The sequence below is a fragment of the Flavobacterium orientale genome, from assembly GCF_014638005.1.
In the GTDB taxonomy this organism is placed as follows: domain Bacteria; phylum Bacteroidota; class Bacteroidia; order Flavobacteriales; family Flavobacteriaceae; genus Flavobacterium; species Flavobacterium orientale.
The window spans coordinates 368,973-388,341 of record NZ_BMFG01000002.1 but is presented as its reverse complement, the minus strand read 5'-3'; the positions used below and the strand labels follow the sequence as shown (position 1 = coordinate 388,341).

Annotated in this window: 17 protein-coding genes; 7 read left to right on the top strand and 10 right to left on the bottom strand. The window is 32.3% G+C overall.

Features of this window, described 5'->3' with window-relative positions; all coding sequences use genetic code 11:
• Positions 1-104: 104 nt before the first annotated feature.
• From surE to IEV15_RS04215, 5 genes are read left to right on the top strand one after another with little or no spacing between them, the layout of a single operon-like run.
• The gene (gene surE / locus IEV15_RS04235) at positions 105-884 is read left to right on the top strand and encodes a 5'/3'-nucleotidase SurE (protein WP_188361256.1); all 780 of its coding nucleotides are present in this window, start codon (positions 105-107) and stop codon (positions 882-884) included.
• Positions 884-1,156, top strand: a complete 273-nt coding sequence (locus IEV15_RS04230; RefSeq protein ID WP_188361255.1) for a hypothetical protein — start codon at positions 884-886, stop codon at positions 1,154-1,156. Before surE ends, IEV15_RS04230 begins: the two co-directional genes overlap by 1 nt.
• Before the next feature lies 1 nt (position 1,157).
• Positions 1,158-2,279, top strand: a complete 1,122-nt coding sequence (gene lpxB / locus IEV15_RS04225) for a lipid-A-disaccharide synthase (protein WP_188361254.1) — start codon at positions 1,158-1,160, stop codon at positions 2,277-2,279.
• 2 nt (positions 2,280-2,281) lie between these two features.
• On the top strand, positions 2,282-2,914 hold the full coding sequence (locus tag IEV15_RS04220; RefSeq protein WP_188361253.1) for a C40 family peptidase: 633 nt from the start codon (positions 2,282-2,284) through the stop codon (positions 2,912-2,914).
• Between the two features lie 46 nt (positions 2,915-2,960).
• Entirely contained in the window at positions 2,961-4,982 is a 2,022-nt protein-coding gene (locus IEV15_RS04215; RefSeq protein ID WP_188361252.1) for a ComEC/Rec2 family competence protein, read from the top strand.
• 5 nt (positions 4,983-4,987) lie between these two features.
• On the opposite strand, the gene IEV15_RS04210 is transcribed toward IEV15_RS04215, so the two are convergent.
• The 5 genes from IEV15_RS04210 to IEV15_RS04190 are packed head-to-tail and all read right to left on the bottom strand — an operon-like array spanning position 4,988 to position 11,221.
• The gene (locus tag IEV15_RS04210) at positions 4,988-5,449 is read right to left on the bottom strand and encodes a thioredoxin family protein (protein WP_188361251.1); all 462 of its coding nucleotides are present in this window, start codon (positions 5,447-5,449) and stop codon (positions 4,988-4,990) included.
• Between the two features lies 1 nt (position 5,450).
• Positions 5,451-5,912, bottom strand: coding sequence for a thioredoxin family protein (locus IEV15_RS04205; protein WP_188361250.1), 462 nt, complete (start codon positions 5,910-5,912; stop codon positions 5,451-5,453).
• Between the two features lie 41 nt (positions 5,913-5,953).
• Positions 5,954-7,489, bottom strand: a complete 1,536-nt coding sequence (locus tag IEV15_RS04200) for a peptide MFS transporter (protein WP_188361249.1) — start codon at positions 7,487-7,489, stop codon at positions 5,954-5,956.
• A gap of 13 nt (positions 7,490-7,502) precedes the next feature.
• Positions 7,503-9,038 (bottom strand): peptide MFS transporter, encoded by a 1,536-nt coding sequence (locus IEV15_RS04195; protein WP_188361248.1) that lies wholly within the window; start codon positions 9,036-9,038, stop codon positions 7,503-7,505.
• Positions 9,039-9,046: 8 nt separating this feature from the next.
• Positions 9,047-11,221 (bottom strand): S9 family peptidase, encoded by a 2,175-nt coding sequence (locus IEV15_RS04190; RefSeq protein ID WP_188361247.1) that lies wholly within the window; start codon positions 11,219-11,221, stop codon positions 9,047-9,049.
• 183 nt (positions 11,222-11,404) lie between these two features.
• Here IEV15_RS04190 and IEV15_RS04185 point away from each other — a divergent pair, with 183 nt between their 5' ends.
• Both IEV15_RS04185 and IEV15_RS04180 read left to right on the top strand, forming a co-directional pair.
• Positions 11,405-12,721 (top strand): hydroxymethylglutaryl-CoA reductase, degradative, encoded by a 1,317-nt coding sequence (locus IEV15_RS04185; protein WP_188361246.1) that lies wholly within the window; start codon positions 11,405-11,407, stop codon positions 12,719-12,721.
• Between the two features lie 6 nt (positions 12,722-12,727).
• Positions 12,728-13,636, top strand: coding sequence for a GYDIA family GHMP kinase (locus IEV15_RS04180; RefSeq protein ID WP_188361245.1), 909 nt, complete (start codon positions 12,728-12,730; stop codon positions 13,634-13,636).
• Positions 13,637-13,683: 47 nt separating this feature from the next.
• On the opposite strand, the gene IEV15_RS04175 is transcribed toward IEV15_RS04180, so the two are convergent.
• From IEV15_RS04175 to IEV15_RS04155, 5 genes are all read right to left on the bottom strand, one after another.
• Positions 13,684-15,792 carry a peptidylprolyl isomerase gene (locus IEV15_RS04175; protein WP_188361244.1) on the bottom strand — a complete coding sequence of 703 codons (2,109 nt, stop codon included), beginning with the start codon at positions 15,790-15,792 and terminating at the stop codon, positions 13,684-13,686.
• A gap of 155 nt (positions 15,793-15,947) precedes the next feature.
• Positions 15,948-17,213: a hemolysin family protein gene (locus IEV15_RS04170; protein ID WP_188361243.1), complete on the bottom strand. Its 1,266-nt coding sequence runs from the start codon at positions 17,211-17,213 to the stop codon at positions 15,948-15,950.
• A gap of 5 nt (positions 17,214-17,218) precedes the next feature.
• On the bottom strand, positions 17,219-17,413 hold the full coding sequence (locus tag IEV15_RS04165) for a hypothetical protein (protein WP_188361242.1): 195 nt from the start codon (positions 17,411-17,413) through the stop codon (positions 17,219-17,221).
• 25 nt (positions 17,414-17,438) lie between these two features.
• Positions 17,439-17,996: an LPS export ABC transporter periplasmic protein LptC gene (gene lptC / locus IEV15_RS04160; RefSeq protein ID WP_188361241.1), complete on the bottom strand. Its 558-nt coding sequence runs from the start codon at positions 17,994-17,996 to the stop codon at positions 17,439-17,441.
• Position 17,997: 1 nt separating this feature from the next.
• The gene (locus IEV15_RS04155) at positions 17,998-19,368 is read right to left on the bottom strand and encodes a tetratricopeptide repeat protein (RefSeq protein ID WP_188361240.1); all 1,371 of its coding nucleotides are present in this window, start codon (positions 19,366-19,368) and stop codon (positions 17,998-18,000) included.
• Position 19,369 lies beyond the last annotated feature (1 nt).

The following is a 19,369-nucleotide window of genomic DNA, read 5'->3' as shown; positions in this document are numbered from 1 at the left end:
TTGAACCCATAGAAAACCTTAATTTTCGTTAATTTTGTGACTTTAGAACATCTAAAAAAATAAAAAGACCTATTTTTATTCGCGTCAAACTATTTGATAAAACCATGACCAAAAAAAAGCCTTTAATTTTAGTTACCAACGATGACGGGATTTCAGCTCCGGGAATCAGAGCCTTAATTAGTGTTATGAAAGAAATCGGAACCGTTGTAGTGGTGGCACCTGATAGTCCTCAAAGTGCAATGGGTCATGCCATAACCATTAACAGCACGTTATTCATCAATAAAATAAACATTGATAATGATGTGGAACAAGAATACAGTTGTTCGGGTACTCCTGTAGATTGTGTCAAACTAGCCGTAAATGAAATTCTAAAACAAAAGCCTGATTTGTGTGTTTCGGGAATAAATCACGGTTCAAACTCTTCTATAAATGTAATCTATTCAGGAACCATGAGTGCCGCTGTTGAAGCCGGAATTGAAGGAATTCCCGCAATTGGTTTTTCACTTTTGGATTATGATTGGAATGCAGATTTTGATGCCATTAAGCGTTTTGTTCGAAAAATAACGTTGGAAGTTTTAGAAAACGGCCTTCCGGAAGGCGTAATTTTGAATGTGAATTTTCCGAAATTAAAAGAATCGGAAATAAAAGGCATTAAAGTTTGCAGACAAGCTAAAGCCTTTTGGATGGAAAAATTTGACAAAAGAAAAACCCCTCAAGGAAAAGATTATTATTGGTTAACCGGTGAATTTATTAATCAAGACAAAGGAGAAGACACCGACGAATGGGCTTTAGAAAACGGTTATATTTCTGTAGTTCCCGTTCAATTTGATTTAACGGCCCATCATGCCATTCAAAAACTAAACACATATAAATTCAATCACTAATGAAAAAAATAGATATACTCATTGGATTCATTCTAGGAAATATAGGTGCTGCAACAGGAGTTTTTTTGTTTATTTCCCTTTTTACAGATTTCGAATTCGCAGATGGATTACTGGCTTTAAAAGCTCAAAATTCATTAGGAAAGTTAATTGCTCTTGGAGCTGTTATCAATATAGTATTGTTTTTCATCCTATTAAAATTCAATAAAGAAATGATGGCTCGGGGAGTAGTTTTAGCAACGATTGCCCTAACCATTGTCACAATAGTTCTTTAAAATGAAATATTACATTATAGCCGGAGAAGCCTCCGGCGATTTGCATGGTTCAAATTTAATGAAAGAGTTGCTGAATTGCGACCCAAATGCTACTATCCGTTTTTGGGGTGGCAATCTGATGCAATCAGTTGGCGGAACTTTGGTCAAACATTACAAAGAACTAGCTTTTATGGGTTTTGCTGAAGTGCTTTTTAATTTAAAAACGATTTTAAAAAATATTGATTTTTGTAAAAAAGATATCGAAGCTTTTCAACCCGATGCTTTAATTTTTATAGATTATCCCGGGTTCAATATGCGAATTGCAAAATGGGCAAAGCAAAAAAACATCCCGACTCATTATTATATAGCTCCACAAATTTGGGCATGGAAAGAAAATAGAATTCAAGCCATTAAAAGAGATTTTGACAAACTCTATGTAATTCTTCCGTTTGAAAAAGATTTTTTTGAAAAAAAACACAATTTTCCGGTTGAATTTGTGGGTCATCCTTTGCTAGATGCCATAAATAATCATCCAACGGTTGAGGAAGAAAAATTCAGAACTGAAAATAATTTGGACAATAGACCTATTGTTGCACTTTTACCCGGAAGCAGAAAGCAGGAAATTAAAAAAATGCTTGATGTAATGACATCTATTGCAAAAGATTTTAAAAATTTTCAATTTGTCATTGCAGGTGCTCCTTCTATTGATTTTGGTTTTTATAAAGATTTCATAACTTTGGAAAACATTAAATTTGTTTCCAATAAAACGTATGATCTTTTGAGTATAGCTCAATCGGCGTTGGTTACTTCGGGAACTGCAACTTTGGAAACTGCTCTTTTTAAAGTACCGGAAGTGGTTTGCTATAAAGGAAATTGGATTTCTTATCAAATTGCAAAACGCATCATTACTTTAAAATACATTTCTTTGGTAAACCTTATAATGGACAAAGAAGTTGTTAAGGAACTTATTCAAAGTGATTGCAACACCAACAAATTGAAAAAAGAATTATTGAAAATAAACGAGCCGGAAAACCGTTCTCTTTTGTTAAAAGAATATGAATTATTACAAACAAAACTCGGCGGAATTGGAGCCAGTAAAAAAGTTGCCCAACTCATTGTTGCGGACACAAAAAAAATAGATTAAAAATGAAATTTTTAAAATTCAGCATCGTAGTGATTTTATCAACAGTAGTTTTTTCGTGTAAAACTTCTTCTTCGGGAATAGTTACATCAAAAGAAGAAGCACAAAAAAAAGGCATTTATACTAACAAAAAAACTACAACTACCACAACAAAAACTGTTAGACCAAATTCAGAAACCAACACAAAACCAACTCGTAAATATAAAATTAACGACGAAGAAGATAGCGACTATACTGTTGATAAAGAAAACACACCCTATTTAGTAAAACAATTAATTCATGCCGCAAGTGAATATGAAGGCGTAAAATATAGAGGTGGCGGCACCACAAAACAAGGCATGGATTGTTCCGGATTAGTTAGTACTGTTTTTAAAACCTATGATATTTCGCTTCCAAGATCATCATTTGAAATGGCAAAGGTGGGAAAAAAAATAAGTCAAAAAGAAGTGCAAAAAGGCGACTTAATATTTTTTAAAACCAATGGCAGAAATGTAATTAATCACGTTGGTTTAGTCACAGAAATCAAAGATGATGAAATAATATTTATTCATGCTTCAGTTCAAAGAGGCGTGATATTTTCATCTACCAAAGAACCTTATTATAAGAAAAATTTCGCACAAATAAACAGAGTTTTGTAAGAAATTAATTTTTTTATTTATAAGAGTTTTATTACCTTCGTTTTCGATGAAGGTTTTAAAATTTCCAATTATAGCCATCACTATATGTTTCATGTTGGGAATAACTGTAGGAAACCTCTACAAACCCAACCCGGATTCTCTATATCTATTACTTACCCTACAACTTTTATCACTTTTTACCGCTTTTGTTTTGGTGAATAAGTCCCAAAAAGCAAAACTACTTTTTGGACTATTTCTATACTTTTTGAGCTTTTCTTCCGGAATTTTTGTTTTTGTTTCGCATTACCAACCCAATCATAAAAACCATTACAGCAACTGGATTCTAGCAGGAGAAAAAGTAATTCTGACCGGCGTTATTTCTGAAGAATTAAAAGCCAATCCCTATTCACATAAATACTATTTAGAGGTTACACAAATCAACAATCAAGAACTCAAGGGAAAACTCTTAGTTAACTTTTCAAAGAAAAATGAAGAAAGTCTTCCCGAAGTTGGCACTGTTATTTTGGCAAAATGTGCCATTAAAGAATTAATCAAACCTAATAATCCAAATCAATTTGATTATGCTGATTATTTGGAAAAGCGAAATGTTTTTCATCAAATTTATTTAGAAAACAAAAATTTCCGTTATCTAAAAACGGATAAAAACACCAACTATTTTTTGCAAAAAACCAGAGAATCAATAAGTAAAGATATTGCTAAAAACAACATCCCTACAGAGCGATTGCATATAATTCAAGCCCTTTTATTAGGACAACGACAAGATATTAATAGTGAATTGTTGCAAAAATATTCGAAAGCCGGTGCTATTCATATTTTGGCTATTTCAGGTTTACATATTGGCATATTGTTGTTCTTTTTTAAAACTGTACTCTCGCCTTTACGAAGAATTAAACATGGGGCAGTAGTCCAACTGATTATTTTAATTAGCCTTTTATGGTTATTTGCTATTCTTTCAGGATTATCGCCTTCAGTAGTTCGAGCCGTAACAATGTTTAGTTTTGTCGGGATTGGAATTTATTTACAAAGAGCTACAAACATTTTTAACACTATAGCAGTTTCCATTCTACTGTTATTACTTTTCAAACCTAATTTTTTATTTGAAGTTGGTTTTCAATTGAGTTATTCCGCAGTAATTGCCATTGTATGGATTCAACCCTTATTCACTAAATTTTGGCGTCCAAAAAATAAAATCTTGAATTATTTTTATGAAATTATAACTGTTTCTATCGCGGCACAAGTTGGTGTTCTGCCATTAAGTATTTATTATTTTCATCAATTTCCGGGGTTATTCTTTATGACCAATTTAATCATAATTCCACTTTTAACAGTCATTTTGGTAATTGGGATTCTGGTTGTAATAACTAATGCTATTGGAGTTTCATTTCTTCCTTTTAGTTACATTTTATCGGAATCCATTGGTTTTATGAATTACTATGTTAACTGGATTGCTTCTTTTGAAAAGTTTATATTTTCTGATATTTCATTCAATAGACTGCTTCTAATTACTTTATATGCATTATTGATTGGCATTATAATTTTATTGAAAAAACCCAACTACTTAAAACTCCAATTTGTATTAATCTTGATATTTAGTTATCAACTAGCCTATTTTGGTAGCATTTATTCTAACTACAAAACGGACGAAGCGGTGCTTTTTCATTATCCAAAAAAAACAATAATCGCTCTTAAGGAAAATAATAAAATCACTATTTATACAAACGACACCTTGATTGAAAACAATTATGTGGTAAAAAATTATCTACAAGGTAACTTTGGAGAAATTAATACGGTTGAAAAAGTACCAAACGCAATACAACTATTCGATAAAAAATTATTAATTATAGACGAGAATGCAATTTATAAAGTGCCGGAAAAAGTGGAACTAATTCTTTTGACACAATCTCCAAAAATTAATTTAGAACGACTTATCGATTACCATCAACCCAAGCTAATTATTGCTAACGGAAGTAATTATTTAAGCACCATAGAACAATGGAAAAAAACTTGTTTGAAAAAAAACATCCCTTTTCATATAACTAATGAAAAGGGATATTTGAGAATTTATTAATTTCTTTATTTTCCGATGAAAGTTGCAGCACTTTCAATCCATTTATCAGGACCACCGGCAACATAACCGGTTTTTCCTAATTGCTGTAAATTAATCGATTTGTCTTTCTTTTTTTCAGGATTTACAAACCATACCGAAGGATAACCTCTCACTTGAAAAATGGCTTGAAGTTCGTTATTTTGTGCTTCTAATTTTGGATCTAATTTCGTTTTTCTCGGAAAATCAAGTTCCACTAAAACTACTTTCTTTTTAGCCCATTCTGCAAACTCAGGTTTTTTAAACACTTCATTTTGAAGTCTGATACACCATCCGCACCAATCACTTCCGGTGAAGAACAGTAGTAAAGGTTTTTTTTCTTTAACAGAAATTTCGATTGCTTTATTAATGTCAGTGTGCCAAGTTAATTCTTGAGCTGAAGCGAATTGAAAGGTCATAAATAAGACCGCGATTAAAATTGTTTTTTTCATTTTAATTAGTGCCGTTTAGTTCAGATAATAATTGTTCAGGTTGATAATAGCCAACGATAACTTTTGCAATTTCGCCGGTTTTATCTAAAACATACATTGAAGGATAACCTTCTACTTTTAAAAATCCGGTAAATTCATGCATGCTGTTTCTACCTTTTCGGTTGGCATCATACCCGGGATTTGAAAATTTTCTTCCTTTATAATTTAAAGTAGTATTTCCTTCGCCATTAAATTTCACAGCATAATAATTGGCATTGATATACTCTGAAACTTCTTTGGTTTGAAATGTATTTTTATCCAACATTTTGCATGGTCCACACCAATCGGTATAAACATCCATAAAAATTGGTTTCGGATTCTCTTTTTGAAGAGCTATTGCTTCATCAAAAGACATCCATTTAATTTCCTGAGCCTGAACAAAAGAAAACGATATAAAGGCAAGTAGTAAGAGTATTTTTTTCATAATTAAAATTTTAATTCATTTTTCAAAAATGATGCCGAAAATTAGCGAACACCGTGCATTAGTTTTTTGATGATTGGATTTAATGCTGATATTAAAATTCCCATTCCAATCGGAACAATTGTAAAAATAAGGAAAAATGTGCTTAATGAATATTCATTGGATATTTTTTCAATCATTCCTCCCATTGATCCGGCTAATTTGTTGCCCATTGCAATGAAAAGATAGTAAATACCAAACATTACTCCTATCCATTTTGCAGGAACCAATTTACTTACATACGACAATCCAACAGGTGATAAACAAAGCTCTCCTAAGGTGTGGAATAAATAGGCTAAGATTAACCAAACCATACTTACTCGTACAAAATCTTCTCCCGACACGATGGATTGAGCTCCAAAAGCTAAAAATCCGAATCCTAAACCTAGAAGAATTAATCCTACTCCAAATTTAACTGCACCGGGCAAATTGTATTTACTTTCCCATAATTTTGAGAACATAGGAGCAAAAATAATTATAAATAATGAATTTAAGATTCCGAACCATGTTGCAGGAACTTCTGTTTCAGTAGCTGTAAATTCTCGGTTTACTTTCCAAATTACAATTCCCCAAATGATTAAAAAACTCAAAGAAAGAATAATATTTCCTAGAGAATATTTTGCGAAAGTTTTAGAAAACAATTTAGCCAACACATAAGTGATAATTCCTAGTGGTAAAATAGTCAAAATTGCATCAATAATTTTAAATGAAAAACCTGCATTTCCTTCTAAAATTCGTTGTGTATATTTTTCTGCAAAAATAGTCATCGAACCACCGGCTTGTTCAAAAGCAGCCCAAAAGAAAACGGTAAAAATTGAAAAAATGAAAACCACAATCATTCTATCTCTGATAATATTTGACGGTGTGTGATCAACTTCATCAGTTTTGATTAGGCTTTTGTTTGTTGGAGAAAGTCCAACTTGACCAAAAATATTTTGTGTAAAATAGAATTGTAGCATTCCAAAGAACATAAAAATTCCAGCTAATCCGAAACCTAAGCTCCAAGAAACTTTTTCACCAATATAACCACAAAGCATAATTCCTAAAAAGGCACCGGCATTTACTCCCATGTAAAAAATAGAATAAGCACCGTCTTTCTTTTCTGGGTGATCTTTGTATAAATGGCTAATCATAGAAGTCATATTTGGTTTAAAAAGACCATTTCCAATGATCAAACACCCTAAACCAACATATAAAAAGAACTCTGTTTCAAGTGCCATTGATGCGTGACCTAAGGTCATAATAAATGCTCCAATAATTACAGCCCAACGATAACCCAATAATTTATCTGCCAACAAACCTCCTAGAACCGGTGTTAGATAAACTCCCATTGTGTAAGTTCCGTATAATGCCATTGCTCTTTCGGTAGTCCATTCCCAACCCCCTTTATCAAATGTTGAGATTAAGAAAATCACCAAAATGGCACGCATTCCATAATAGGAAAAACGTTCCCACATTTCGGTGAAAAAGAGAACAAACAATCCTGCAGGATGTCCGAGAACTTGGTCTTTGAAGAAGTCGTTAGAGGTTGAAGTATTCATAAGTAAATTATAATTATTTAATTCCGTGCATTAATTTCTTTAATAATGGTGAAAGTACTAACAAAACACCTCCAAAAATTAATCCTACCCAGAATAATTTTGAGAATAAATCGGTATAACTTGTTAATGCTAAAGTAACATCTGTAACTTGACCTCCTTCTGTATCAATTTTGGCTAAATTGGCCAATACAGCTGCGATAAATTCTGAACTAGCTGTAGCTAAAAACCAAACGCCCATCATGAAACCAACTATTTTTTGTGGAGCTAATTTTGTAACAGATGAAAGACCAACAGGAGACAAGCAAAGTTCTCCCATTGTATGAAGAAAATAGGCTAATACCAACCAAATCATAGCGATTTTAGCACCATCTGCAGTTACATTTGCTCCTATAACTAACATTCCAAATCCCAATCCAACTAAGATTATTGCAAAGGCAAATTTTACAGGTGTATTTGGATTATATTTTCCTAATTTCACCCACAAACTTGCAACTACTGGAGCAAAAAGAATAATAAATAATGCATTCAAACTCAAGAACCATGGTCCCGGAATAGTCCATCCAAAAAAATCACGGTCTAAAACTCGGTCAGCATATAAATTCATTGAAGTATAAGCTTGTTCAAACAAAGCCCAAAAAACCACTGAGAAAATAATCAAAACAGTCAAAGCCAACAATCGTTCACGAATAATTTTTTCTTCTTTAATACTGTAAAAGATAATCATTAATAGAGCAATTGCTCCTGTTATACGCAACATCCAATCTACTACAGTATGGCGTTGCACCATTTGAGCAATAATAAATAAACTGGCAATTGATAAAATGTAAATCAACCATTCAACTGAAATTCCGGCAAAAACTTTCTTTTTCAAAATTTCAGGATTTTTAGGTTCAGCCTTACCCATCAAATATTTCTGACCATAAATAAAGGTGATTAATCCTAAAATCATTCCAATTCCGGCAGCTCCAAAACCATAACCCCAACCGTAATTTTCTCCTAACCAACCACATAGTAAAGTGGCCACAAAAGATCCTAAATTGATTCCCATGTAGAAAATGGTAAAACCGGAGTCTCTTCTAATATCTTCTTTTTCATAAAGTGCACCAACTATAGAAGAAATGTTTGCTTTCAAAAATCCAACTCCTAAAATAATTAATGATAGCGAAAAGAAAAAAGCTTGCAAGGCAAACTTATCCTGAACCACTTCACCATTTTCGGCTAAAAAGGCTTGATGCCCTTCATAAGCTAGCCCAAGATGTCCAAGCACTAATAAAACACCTCCAAAAATTACTGCTTTTCTAAATCCTAAATATTTATCAGCTAAATAGCCCCCCACAACCGGAAGTGCATAAACCATAGCAGCATATCCTCCAACTATAAAATTTCCAGCTTCATCTGAAAATAAATGATATTTTACTAAATAATAAATTAGCAAAGCTTTCATTCCATAAAAAGAAAATCGTTCCCACATTTCAGTGAGGAAAAGAATAAAAAGCCCAATTGGATGTCCGAATAATTCTTTTTTATCCAGCGAAGTATCGTTTGTCATAAGTTTGGTTATAGGTTAGCTTTTAAGTAGTTAGTCATTTTAGTGTATAATTGCAAGCGTATCTTTCCACCATAAATTCCATGATTGGTATCGGGATAAATGGCTTGGTCAAATTGTTTGTTGGCCAATTGTAATGCACGAATCATACGAGTTGCGTTTTGAAAATGTACATTATCATCGGCTGTCCCGTGGATAATAAGGTAATTTCCTTTTAATTTATCTACGTGATTGATGGGAGAATTATCATCATAACCACTTGCATTTTCTTGTGGTGTTTGCATATATCTTTCCGTATAAATAGTATCATAAAAACGCCAATTGGTTACCGGAGCAACGGCAATGGCAGTTTTAAACACATCATTTCCTTTTAAAATGCAGTTGCTTGACATAAATCCGCCATAACTCCAACCCCAGATTCCGATGCGTGTTTTATCGATGTAAGGATAATTTCCTAATACTTTTGCAGCATCAATTTGATCTTCTACTTCGTATTTTCCTAATTCTTTTTGAGTCACTTTTTTGAAAGCTGCTCCTTTGTATCCGGTTCCTCTTCCATCTACACAAGCAACTAGATAACCTTCTTGAGCTAATAGCATATGCCAATAATCATTTGGCCCTAACCATTGATTGGCCACTTGTTGTGAACCTGGTCCGCTGTATTGAAATAATAATAATGGATATTTTTTAGACGCATCAAAATCTTTTGGTTTGATGATGTAGGCATTGAGTTTATGACCTTTTTCGGTCGTTAATTCAAAGTATTCTTTGGTAGGAAGATTGAAACTTTCTAATTTGGAAGCTAATTCTTTATTATCAACGATGGATTGCACTTGTTTTCCGTCTTTGGAATCGTGTAACGTGTATGAAGTTGGTTCGGTTGAACTAGAAAAAGAATTGATGAAGTATTGAAAATTCGGACTGAAAGTTGCTTTGTTGGTTCCGGTTTTATTCGTTAATCGAACTTTATTCTTTCCATCTAATTTGACTTTATAAACATCACGATTAATTGAACCATTTTCAACTGATTGATAATACACTTGCCCGTTTTTCTCATCAAAACCATAATACGAAGTCACTTCCCAATTTCCTTTGGTGATTTGATTGCGAAGTTTTCCGTTTTTTTCGTAATGATAAATGTGATTAAATCCATCTTTTTCGGAAGTCCAAATGAAACTGTTATCCTTCAAAAAGGTCAAATTATCGGTAACATCCACATAAGCAACATCTTTTTCATTTAAAACCACTTTTGTAGTTCCGGTTTTAGCATCCACAAAAAGTAAATCTAAATTATTTTGATGACGATTTAACACTTGAATACTCAACGCATTTGCATCATTTGTCCATTTCATTCGAGCGATATAAAAATCATTATACTGACTCAAATTTATTTTTTTTGTTTCATTGGAAGCAACTTCATACACATTCAATGTCACCAACGCATTCTTTTCGCCTGCTTTTGGATATTTAAAAACTTCTTGTGAAGGATATAATTCTTTCCCAAATACATCCATTGAAAATTCGGGAACATTGGTTTCATCAAATTTAATATAAGCCAAATAAGTGCTTGAACTATTCCAATCAAAAGCTCTTACGAAAGCAAATTCTTCTTCATAAACCCAATCGGTAATTCCGTTAATGATGTGATTTTTCTTCCCGTCTGTAGTAATTTGAGTATGTTTATCAGAAGCTAAATCATACACATATAAATTATTTTCAAAACCGTAGGCAATTTTTTTCCCATCCGGCGAAAATGTTGGTTCTTGGATTTTATAATCGGCTACTTTTTGTAATTTCTTTGATGCTAAATCATAAATATAAAAATCGGCAACGGCAGAGTGACGGTAAATTTGTTCAGAATTCAAGGCAATAAGCAATTGCGTTTCAGTTGAATTGAAAGTGTAACTATCAATGGATTTTAATTCTGAATGATTTTTCGTATCAATAAGCGTACTCACTTTGTTCAATGTAGCAAAATCATACAAATCAATTTGAAAATTCTTTGAATTTCTGTCAAAATTTAAGACCGTATATTGATTGGTATTTTTAAGTGCTTGCAAAGCATCCATCCCTTTTGTTCGGAAAGTTCCTGAGGACCAGATGTCTTCTAAAGTGATTTTTTGCTGACCAATGGCGGTAGCCGATACAAGAAGTAAGAAACAAACGAGTTTTGAGAATTGATTCATTTTAAATACGTTAAAAAAAGATTCAATTTTAGTGAAAAAATCGGAATAAAACGAGTTTTTTTCTGTTAAATAGCAATTTTAGGGATTTTGAATGGTTTGGAATTAAAAGAATCTTATTATCAATTTGAAAAACCTCTCTAAAATTTTTTCTTCATTATCTTTGCATCACAATAAGCAACAAAAATGAGCCACGAAATTTCCGGATTTTCTAAATTATCCAAAGTTGAAAAAATTGAATGGATTGCAAAGCAGTATTTTTCACAACCTGAAGAAGCCATTTCATTAGTTAAAAACTATTGGAATACGGATGAAAAACTGCAACAATTGCACGACGAATTCATCGAAAATACGATTTCCAATTTTTATTTACCGTTGGGAATTGCACCAAATTTCAACATCAACGGAAAAAATTATACCGTTCCGATGGTGATTGAAGAAAGTTCGGTGGTGGCGGCAGCTGCTAAATCGGCTAAATTTTGGTCGAAACGTGGCGGATTTAAAACGACGGTTTTGAACACCGAAAAAATTGGTCAAGTTCATTTTATTTATAAAGGGGAAAAATCGAAATTGGTTGATTTTTTTAATCAAACGAAACCCAAATTCTACCAAGAAACAGAAAGCATCACTAAAAATATGCAAAAACGTGGTGGTGGAATTTTGGATATTATATTGAATGATAAAACCGCTGAGCTCGAAAATTATTATCAGTTGCATGCTACTTTTGAAACCAAAGATAGCATGGGAGCAAATTTTATCAATTCCTGTTTGGAGCAATTTGCAAAAACCTTGAAACAAGAAGCTCAATCTTTTCAAATTTTTTCGGAAGAAGAAAAAAACATTGAAGTGGTGATGAGTATTTTGTCGAACTATGTAACGAATTGCATTGTTCGAGCAGAAGTCTCTTGTCCAATTGAAGAATTAGCCGAAAAACAAATCGAAAACCCAAAAGAGTTTGTAGAGAAGTTTGTGCGAGCCGTTCAAATTGCACAAATAGAACCTTATAGAGCGGTTACGCACAACAAAGGAATTATGAACGGAATTGATGCCGTGGTTTTAGCAACAGGAAACGATTTTAGAGCCGTGGAGGCCGGAGCACATGCGTATGCTTCCCGCAATGGAAAATACCGCAGTTTATCTCATGCAACAATTGAAAACGGCATTTTTAAATTTTGGTTAGAAATTCCGTTAGCGTTAGGAACTGTGGGCGGATTAACTTCGTTACATCCATTGGTAAAATTAAATTTAGAAATTTTAGAAAAACCATCGGCACGCGAATTAATGCAAATTGTGGCCGCTGTTGGATTGGCTCAAAATTTCGCTGCGTTGCGATCATTGACCACCAAAGGAATTCAGGAAGGTCATATGAAAATGCACATCAACAATATTTTAAATCAATATCACGCTACGGCAGAAGAAAGAATAAAAGTAGCGGAGTATTTTAAAGACAATACAATTTCTCATGCTTCTGTGGCGGGATTTTTGGAAGAAATTAGAAAATAAATCACCTTGAAACAAACCTTTTACAGCAACGGAAAATTACTGATCACCGGAGAATATTTGGTGTTAGACGGGGCAAAAGCTTTAGCACTTCCTACAAAGTTTGGGCAGAGCATGCATGTTTCTCCCGGAATGTCACAAAACATCTCATGGACTAGTTATGATTCGGATGGAACTGTTTGGTTTGAGGATTTTTTTTCTTTTCAAGATATTATATCATTTCAAAATTTAGAAAAAGGAATTAAAAAAACATTATTAGAAATTCTATTTGAAGCTAATCTTTTAAATCCTGATTTTTTATCTTCTGACATAGGCTATTCAATTGAAACTCATTTAACTTTTCCAAAAAACTGGGGACTGGGCACTTCTTCTACATTGATTAACAACATTGGGCAATGGTTAGGCATTGATGCTTTTGAATTGTTGCAACGCAGTTTTGGTGGAAGCGGCTATGATATTGCTTGTGCCCAAAATGATTCTGCTATATTATATAAACTCCACGATGGAAAACCTTATTTTGAAAGCGTTGACTTCAATCCTGAATTTCATCAAAATCTTTATTTTTTATATTTAAATCAGAAGCAAAGTAGCAAAGCCGCAATCAACACTTATTTAAGTAAACAGAAAGAAAAAAATAAAGTTATTCCTGAAATAAACAAAATAACTTCTGAGATCGTTACAACAGATTCTTTAAAGACATTTGCTTTGGAATTGGAAAAGCACGAATCCATTTTGAGTTTAATTTTAGAAATGCAAACCGTTAAAGAAGCATTATTTCCTGATTTTAAAGGAGTAATAAAAAGCTTAGGAGCTTGGGGCGGTGATTTTGTTTTAGTCATTTCAAAAGAAAACCCTGCAACCTATTTTGAATCTAAAGGTTACATTACTCTTTTAACTTACCGCGAAATGATATTATAAAAAAACCACACTTTTCAGTGTGGTTTTTAAATATTTATTGGAGAACATTAGTAATTAAACTTAGTTCTATTGTCTTTAATTTTCGCTTTTTCTTTTAAAGCAGGGAAAACTCTATTTAAAGCTGTTCCGTTCTGAGCTTTCAAAGCTGTTAGTTGAACTGTATAGTCTTGGGTTGGTAATCCTTTAGAAACCTGAGTTGTTTTAACCGCATAAACACCTGTGTTACCTTGAACTAATTCAGATACTTTTGATGCCTCTGTGCTAAAAGCAACTCCAACCACTGCCGGCTCTGAACCTGAATTTGGAATAATAGGGTTCTCTAAACTAACGTTTTCAGCTTTTTGAACAGTTACAGCACCTGCTTTAGCAATAGCATCAAGCGTAGTTCCTTTCATTTTAACTTTAATCAATTCTGCCTTTTTATTGTTTTTGATGATTGGCTCCAGTTGAATTCTTGCATCTTCAATTGGCAACAAACCTTCTTTGTTTATTTTTTTTAATCTTGCAATTACGTGACCAACTTTAGGAATTTCAAAACGTTTCACATCATTAAGATCAGTTCCTTTTTCAAAGGCCCAACGAACGATTTGTCTTTGATTACCTAATTCTCCCATAGCTTCATCAAGAGCTTTTGATTTCACTGATGGCGAAACAGCCAATTTGAATTCGTTTGCAGCATCGGCAAAAGCTTTTTCGTTTGCTAACTGTTCAAATTTCATTGCATTCGTATAAGCTCCGTCTGTAGTTTTTTCAGAAGCTTCAATTTTCTGAGCAATAGTTGCTAATTGTATAGCATCTTGTCTGTCAGTAATGTTGATAATATGGAAACCAAATTCTGACTCTACTAAACCTATTTTACCAACTGAATTGTTGAATACAAAATCGTTAAATGGTTTTACCATTTGACCAGGATTAAAGAAATCTAAATCTCCACCTCTTTGTCCAGACTGTGTATCTTCTGATTCCGTCATTGCAATCATTGCAAATTCACCTGGATTAGCCGTTACTTTAGCTAAAATTTCTTCTGCTTTTGTTTTAGCTTGTTCTTTATTTCTGATTTCTTTTGTTTGAACAGGAGTTCCTTCGTAGCTGATCAAAATGTGACTTGCTCTTGCTTTTGCTCCTGCTTTTCTTCCCATAGAACGACTTACAGCATAATAATTTCCATATTCATAAGGTCCAAAAACTTCACCATCTGCAAGGTTAAAGATTTGTTCTGCATATTCTGCAGGTAAATCAGATTTTGATACAAATGTTGAATCATATGGAAAATCAGAATTAGCATTTACAAACTCTACAATATTTGTTGTAGCTCTGAAACCAGGCAAAGTATCATTTTGATTGGTTTCATTGTTAAATACAACTTTTGCATTTAGCAATCCTTCTAAACGAGATTTGATATCTGTTTTATCACTATCAGTTGCATTATCATTGATAGTTACAAATTCGATTTCTCTTGTTTCTTCTGATTTATATTTCTTTTCGTTTTTCTTCATGAAGTCAGTTATTTCTTTATCAGAAACAGTTACTTCACTATCATTTATAGAAGAAAACGGAACCACCACATAATCAAAAGTAACTTTATCGTTTTCTAAGTTATATTTGAATTTAGCATCATTTACGGTTGTATAAAACGCTGATTTTAATAAAGTAGAATAGATTTGATATTTTGCAGAAACGTTTGCATTAACTTCAATTCTTTCTAATTCATCTTTTTCTTGTTGATTAGAACTTGATTTGAAATATTCTCTGTATTTATTGATGTCAAATTGACCCATTTCATTAGCAAACATTGGGCTTCTTCCAATAGTTTGGTCAGCTTTTAAAGCTTCAACCAAATGTGATTCAGAAATTCTGATTCCCAATTTTTCTAATTCGTCATTTAACAATGCAAGATTTATTTCTTGGTTCCAAACTTGATTCATTGCCTGAATCGTTGTAGTTCCTTGTTGTGCACCTTGCTTTTCAACATTGTTAACCTTTAAGTTAAACTGGTCGTATGACACATCTGTTCCGTTTATTGTACCAACATTAGTAGTTGTTTGACTAAAACCGCCACTTTGAATAACATCTGCCAAGACAAATGAAAATAATGCTAACGCAATGATTACAATTAGAATAAATGAACGCTGTCTAATTTTTCCTAAAATTGCCATTTTATATATGTTTTTTTAATTCAGTTTGCGAAAATACAATTATCTGTGAAATAATAATAATGTATCGGATATATTTTGCAGTTTTTTTGATTAATAGATTTTGAAATCAATAAATAAAGATGGTTTTTGAAAAAACAATGGTTTTTTGAAGTTTGTTATTCTTTGATTATCATCTTTACAAGCTCAATTTTTTTGCTGGAAGCTTCTTCAATAATGAATAGATAATTTTCTATTTGAATAGTGTCTTCTTTTTGAGGAATTTCATTATTATGATTTACTATCATTCCTCCCAAAGTGGAATAAGAGTCGCTTTCAGGAAGGTTGAATTTATACGTTTCATTCAAATACTCTACATCAAATCGAGTAGAAAAACGATATTCATTTTCATTTAATTGCTCTTCAATCAAAGTTTCCTCTTCATCATGCTCGTCTTCAATTTCGCCAAAAAGTTCTTCCACGATATCTTCAATTGTTATCATTCCCGAAGTACCTCCATATTCATCTAAGACAACTGCAATACTTTTTCGTTTTTTTGTTAGTAAACTCAATGCATCTTTTATAAAAATGGTTTCAGGAATATATTCCACCGAAATTAAAACTGATTTGATTGTTTTTGGCTTTTTAAATAAATCAAAAGAATGAACATAGCCAATAATATCATCTAAAGAGTTCTGGTAAACCACAATTTTAGAATAACCTGTTTCTTCAAATTTTTGTTTCAATTCTGAAACAGAATCATGAATTTCTACTGCAGCTATTTCTGTTCTTGGATTCATAATATCTCTTGCTTTTACAGCAGTAAACTCTAAAGCATTTTGAAATATTTGAATCTCAGAATCGACATTTTCATCATGTTCAATGCCATGCATTTGCTCAGAAATATAGTTTCCTAATTCTAATTTACTAAATAGTAACTGGTCTTTATCAACATCTATTTTAAAGAATTTTTTAGAGATAACATCAGATATCCAAATTACAAATGATGATAAAAAATAAAGCAACAAATAAAAAATATAAGTAGGAAGTGCAAATAACTTTAAAAAACTATTCGCATAAATCTGAAAAAATACTTTTGGTAAAAACTCAGCAGTAATTAAAATTAATACAGTTGAAATAATTGTTTGAATAAGTAAAATAGGGATGGATAACTCTGAATCAAATTGTAAACCGGGAAATACTAATTTTAAAATTAGTTCTCCCATCAAGAATCCATAAATAACCAATGCAATATTTTTTCCAACAAACATTGCTGCAATAAATTTTGAAGGCTTCTCGGTGAGTTTGGAGAGTATTCTTGACAAAAAATTATCTTGCAATTTTTCGATACCCAGAGATACTTTATTGGAAGAGACAAAAGCAATTTCCATTCCTGAAAATAATGCAGAAAGCAGTAAGCATAGAATAATAATGCTAATTTCCACTTGTTTTATTTTTTGTTTTTATCTTGATATTTGCTATAAAAATGTCTTCTGAAAAAGAACATAAACAATGCTAAAGCAGCAAAGAAAAACATCATCCATGGGTTGCGTTCTCCTTGATTATCTAGTGAGGTAAATCCCAAATAGGCGAAAAATCCTGCTGCAAAAAGATAAAAATATTGAATGTATTTTAGGTAATTCATAAAGTTAATTTAATTGATACTTGAACTATTCAGCTTCATTGATTTCGCTATACACTTTTTGAAAATTAATTCGTTTAAAGTCTTTACTAAAATCAATTCCTTCTCCGGTTGTAAAACCTTTGATAGGGTCTGTAAATTTAAACTTTTTTTCGGTAAAAAACCATTCATTCTTTTGATCATAAAACAATTGTTCCGTTTCCATAAACTGACCGTCTTGCGTGGTCATTTTCACATTACCCCTCAAGTCAATTATTTCAGTTCCTTTAAAAGTAATAGCATAGTCTGAACTAACAAAACTTTTTTTATTATTTGCTTCATAAAGTGTTAAATCAATCCCCTCTGGAAATTCAGTAAATGGATATTTAACGGTTCCATAATCAAGCATTTTAGAACTAATCAAAATGGCTTTGACTTTACCTGAATCTGTATATTTTAAATTCACTGTATCAGCTATACCGGTTGGCATAAATTCAGAAAAATTGATTTGCTGAATCTGTTTAAAATTGCTTTCACAAGAAAAAAAGAGTGTCACTGCAAATGCAATGACACTCAATTTTAAACTATATCTATTAACTTTATTCATCTTATAGGCTTGGCACCGTTACAGATTTTCCAATCCAACATTTGAAAGAGATTGATTGACCTGCCATATTCTCTTGAAAAATATCTTGTCTTGATGGAGCTCTTTGCTCATAAGTTGCAGCGGTTTGATCGGCTGTTGCTTTTAAAGAAGAATCTACCTGACCGGCTCTTCTAGCAGTTTGTGCAGCTAACCAATTTACTGCTCTTTTTTCAAAAGGTGTTACACCACAATCATTCACACTATTGGCATATAATTGAGCAATAAATAAATAAGCTCTTCCCATCGATGGTCTTGCTGCTAAAGCTTTCTCTGCATAAGCTCTAGCTTGAGATTTATTACCATTTCCGTAGATATTTGTAGCAATAGTATAATATACGTTAGCCTTTTTGTTTTTATCAGTATGCAATTCTGCAGCTTGATTAAAATATTCTAAAGCTTTAGCTGTGTTTTTCTTGTTGTAAAAAGAAACTCCTAAATTATAGGCTGACTCTGCTGTTGGGTTTAACAAATGTAATGCATCAGAAATTTTAGCAAACAACGGATCGGTAGAACAATTTTTTCTGTCTAAACGTTGAGCAGCTCTACGAAGCCATTCTGCATCACCTTTCTTTTCTTCAAAACTTTTACTAAAGAAAGGAATTAATCTATCACAAGTTGCTAATAATTCAATTTTAGCATCCATACTTGTTCCCACTGTTTCAAAAGCCTCTAAGTTTATTTCATATCTGCTAAAGTCTTTTTGCTCTTTAGTTGATAAAGCCTCACCAAGTTCTTGTTTTTGAATCAATTCATCTTTAGCATCAGATAAAACTTTAGCTTCTTCTTCAAGTTTATCTGATATTACATCATACATATCAAAAACTTCTTGTAGCTGAATTCCTTTATTACCCGCTTCGTAATCATCTACAAATATTTGGAAATATAACAACAATGCTTTTGGGTTAGAGAAATTTGCTTTGTCAGTTTTGAAAGATTTATCCAATATTTGAAAAACTTCATTTGGAGTTCCAATGTTGTTATCAAAAAGAGCTAAACCTCTTTTTACAGAATTTCCTTTTCCGTTACCAGGAAAATGTTGGTCATATTCTTCAAAAAGTTTCATTAGATCTCTAACGTGCTTTTCTTTATCAGCAGGAGTTTTTGAATTATCAATAAAATAATTCAAGGTTGATTCTCCTAACACATAAATTGCGGCATGTTGTGCTGGACAATCTTTTCTTAAATAATTTAAATGTTCATATGCCTCAGTAAAATTTTTTGATTTAGCTAATTCAACGAAAATTGAAAGCTTGTCTCCACAATCTGCAGGTTGAGCTATTGAATTATAAAATCCAAATAAAATTACGATTAAAAATGTTAATTTAGTTTTCATG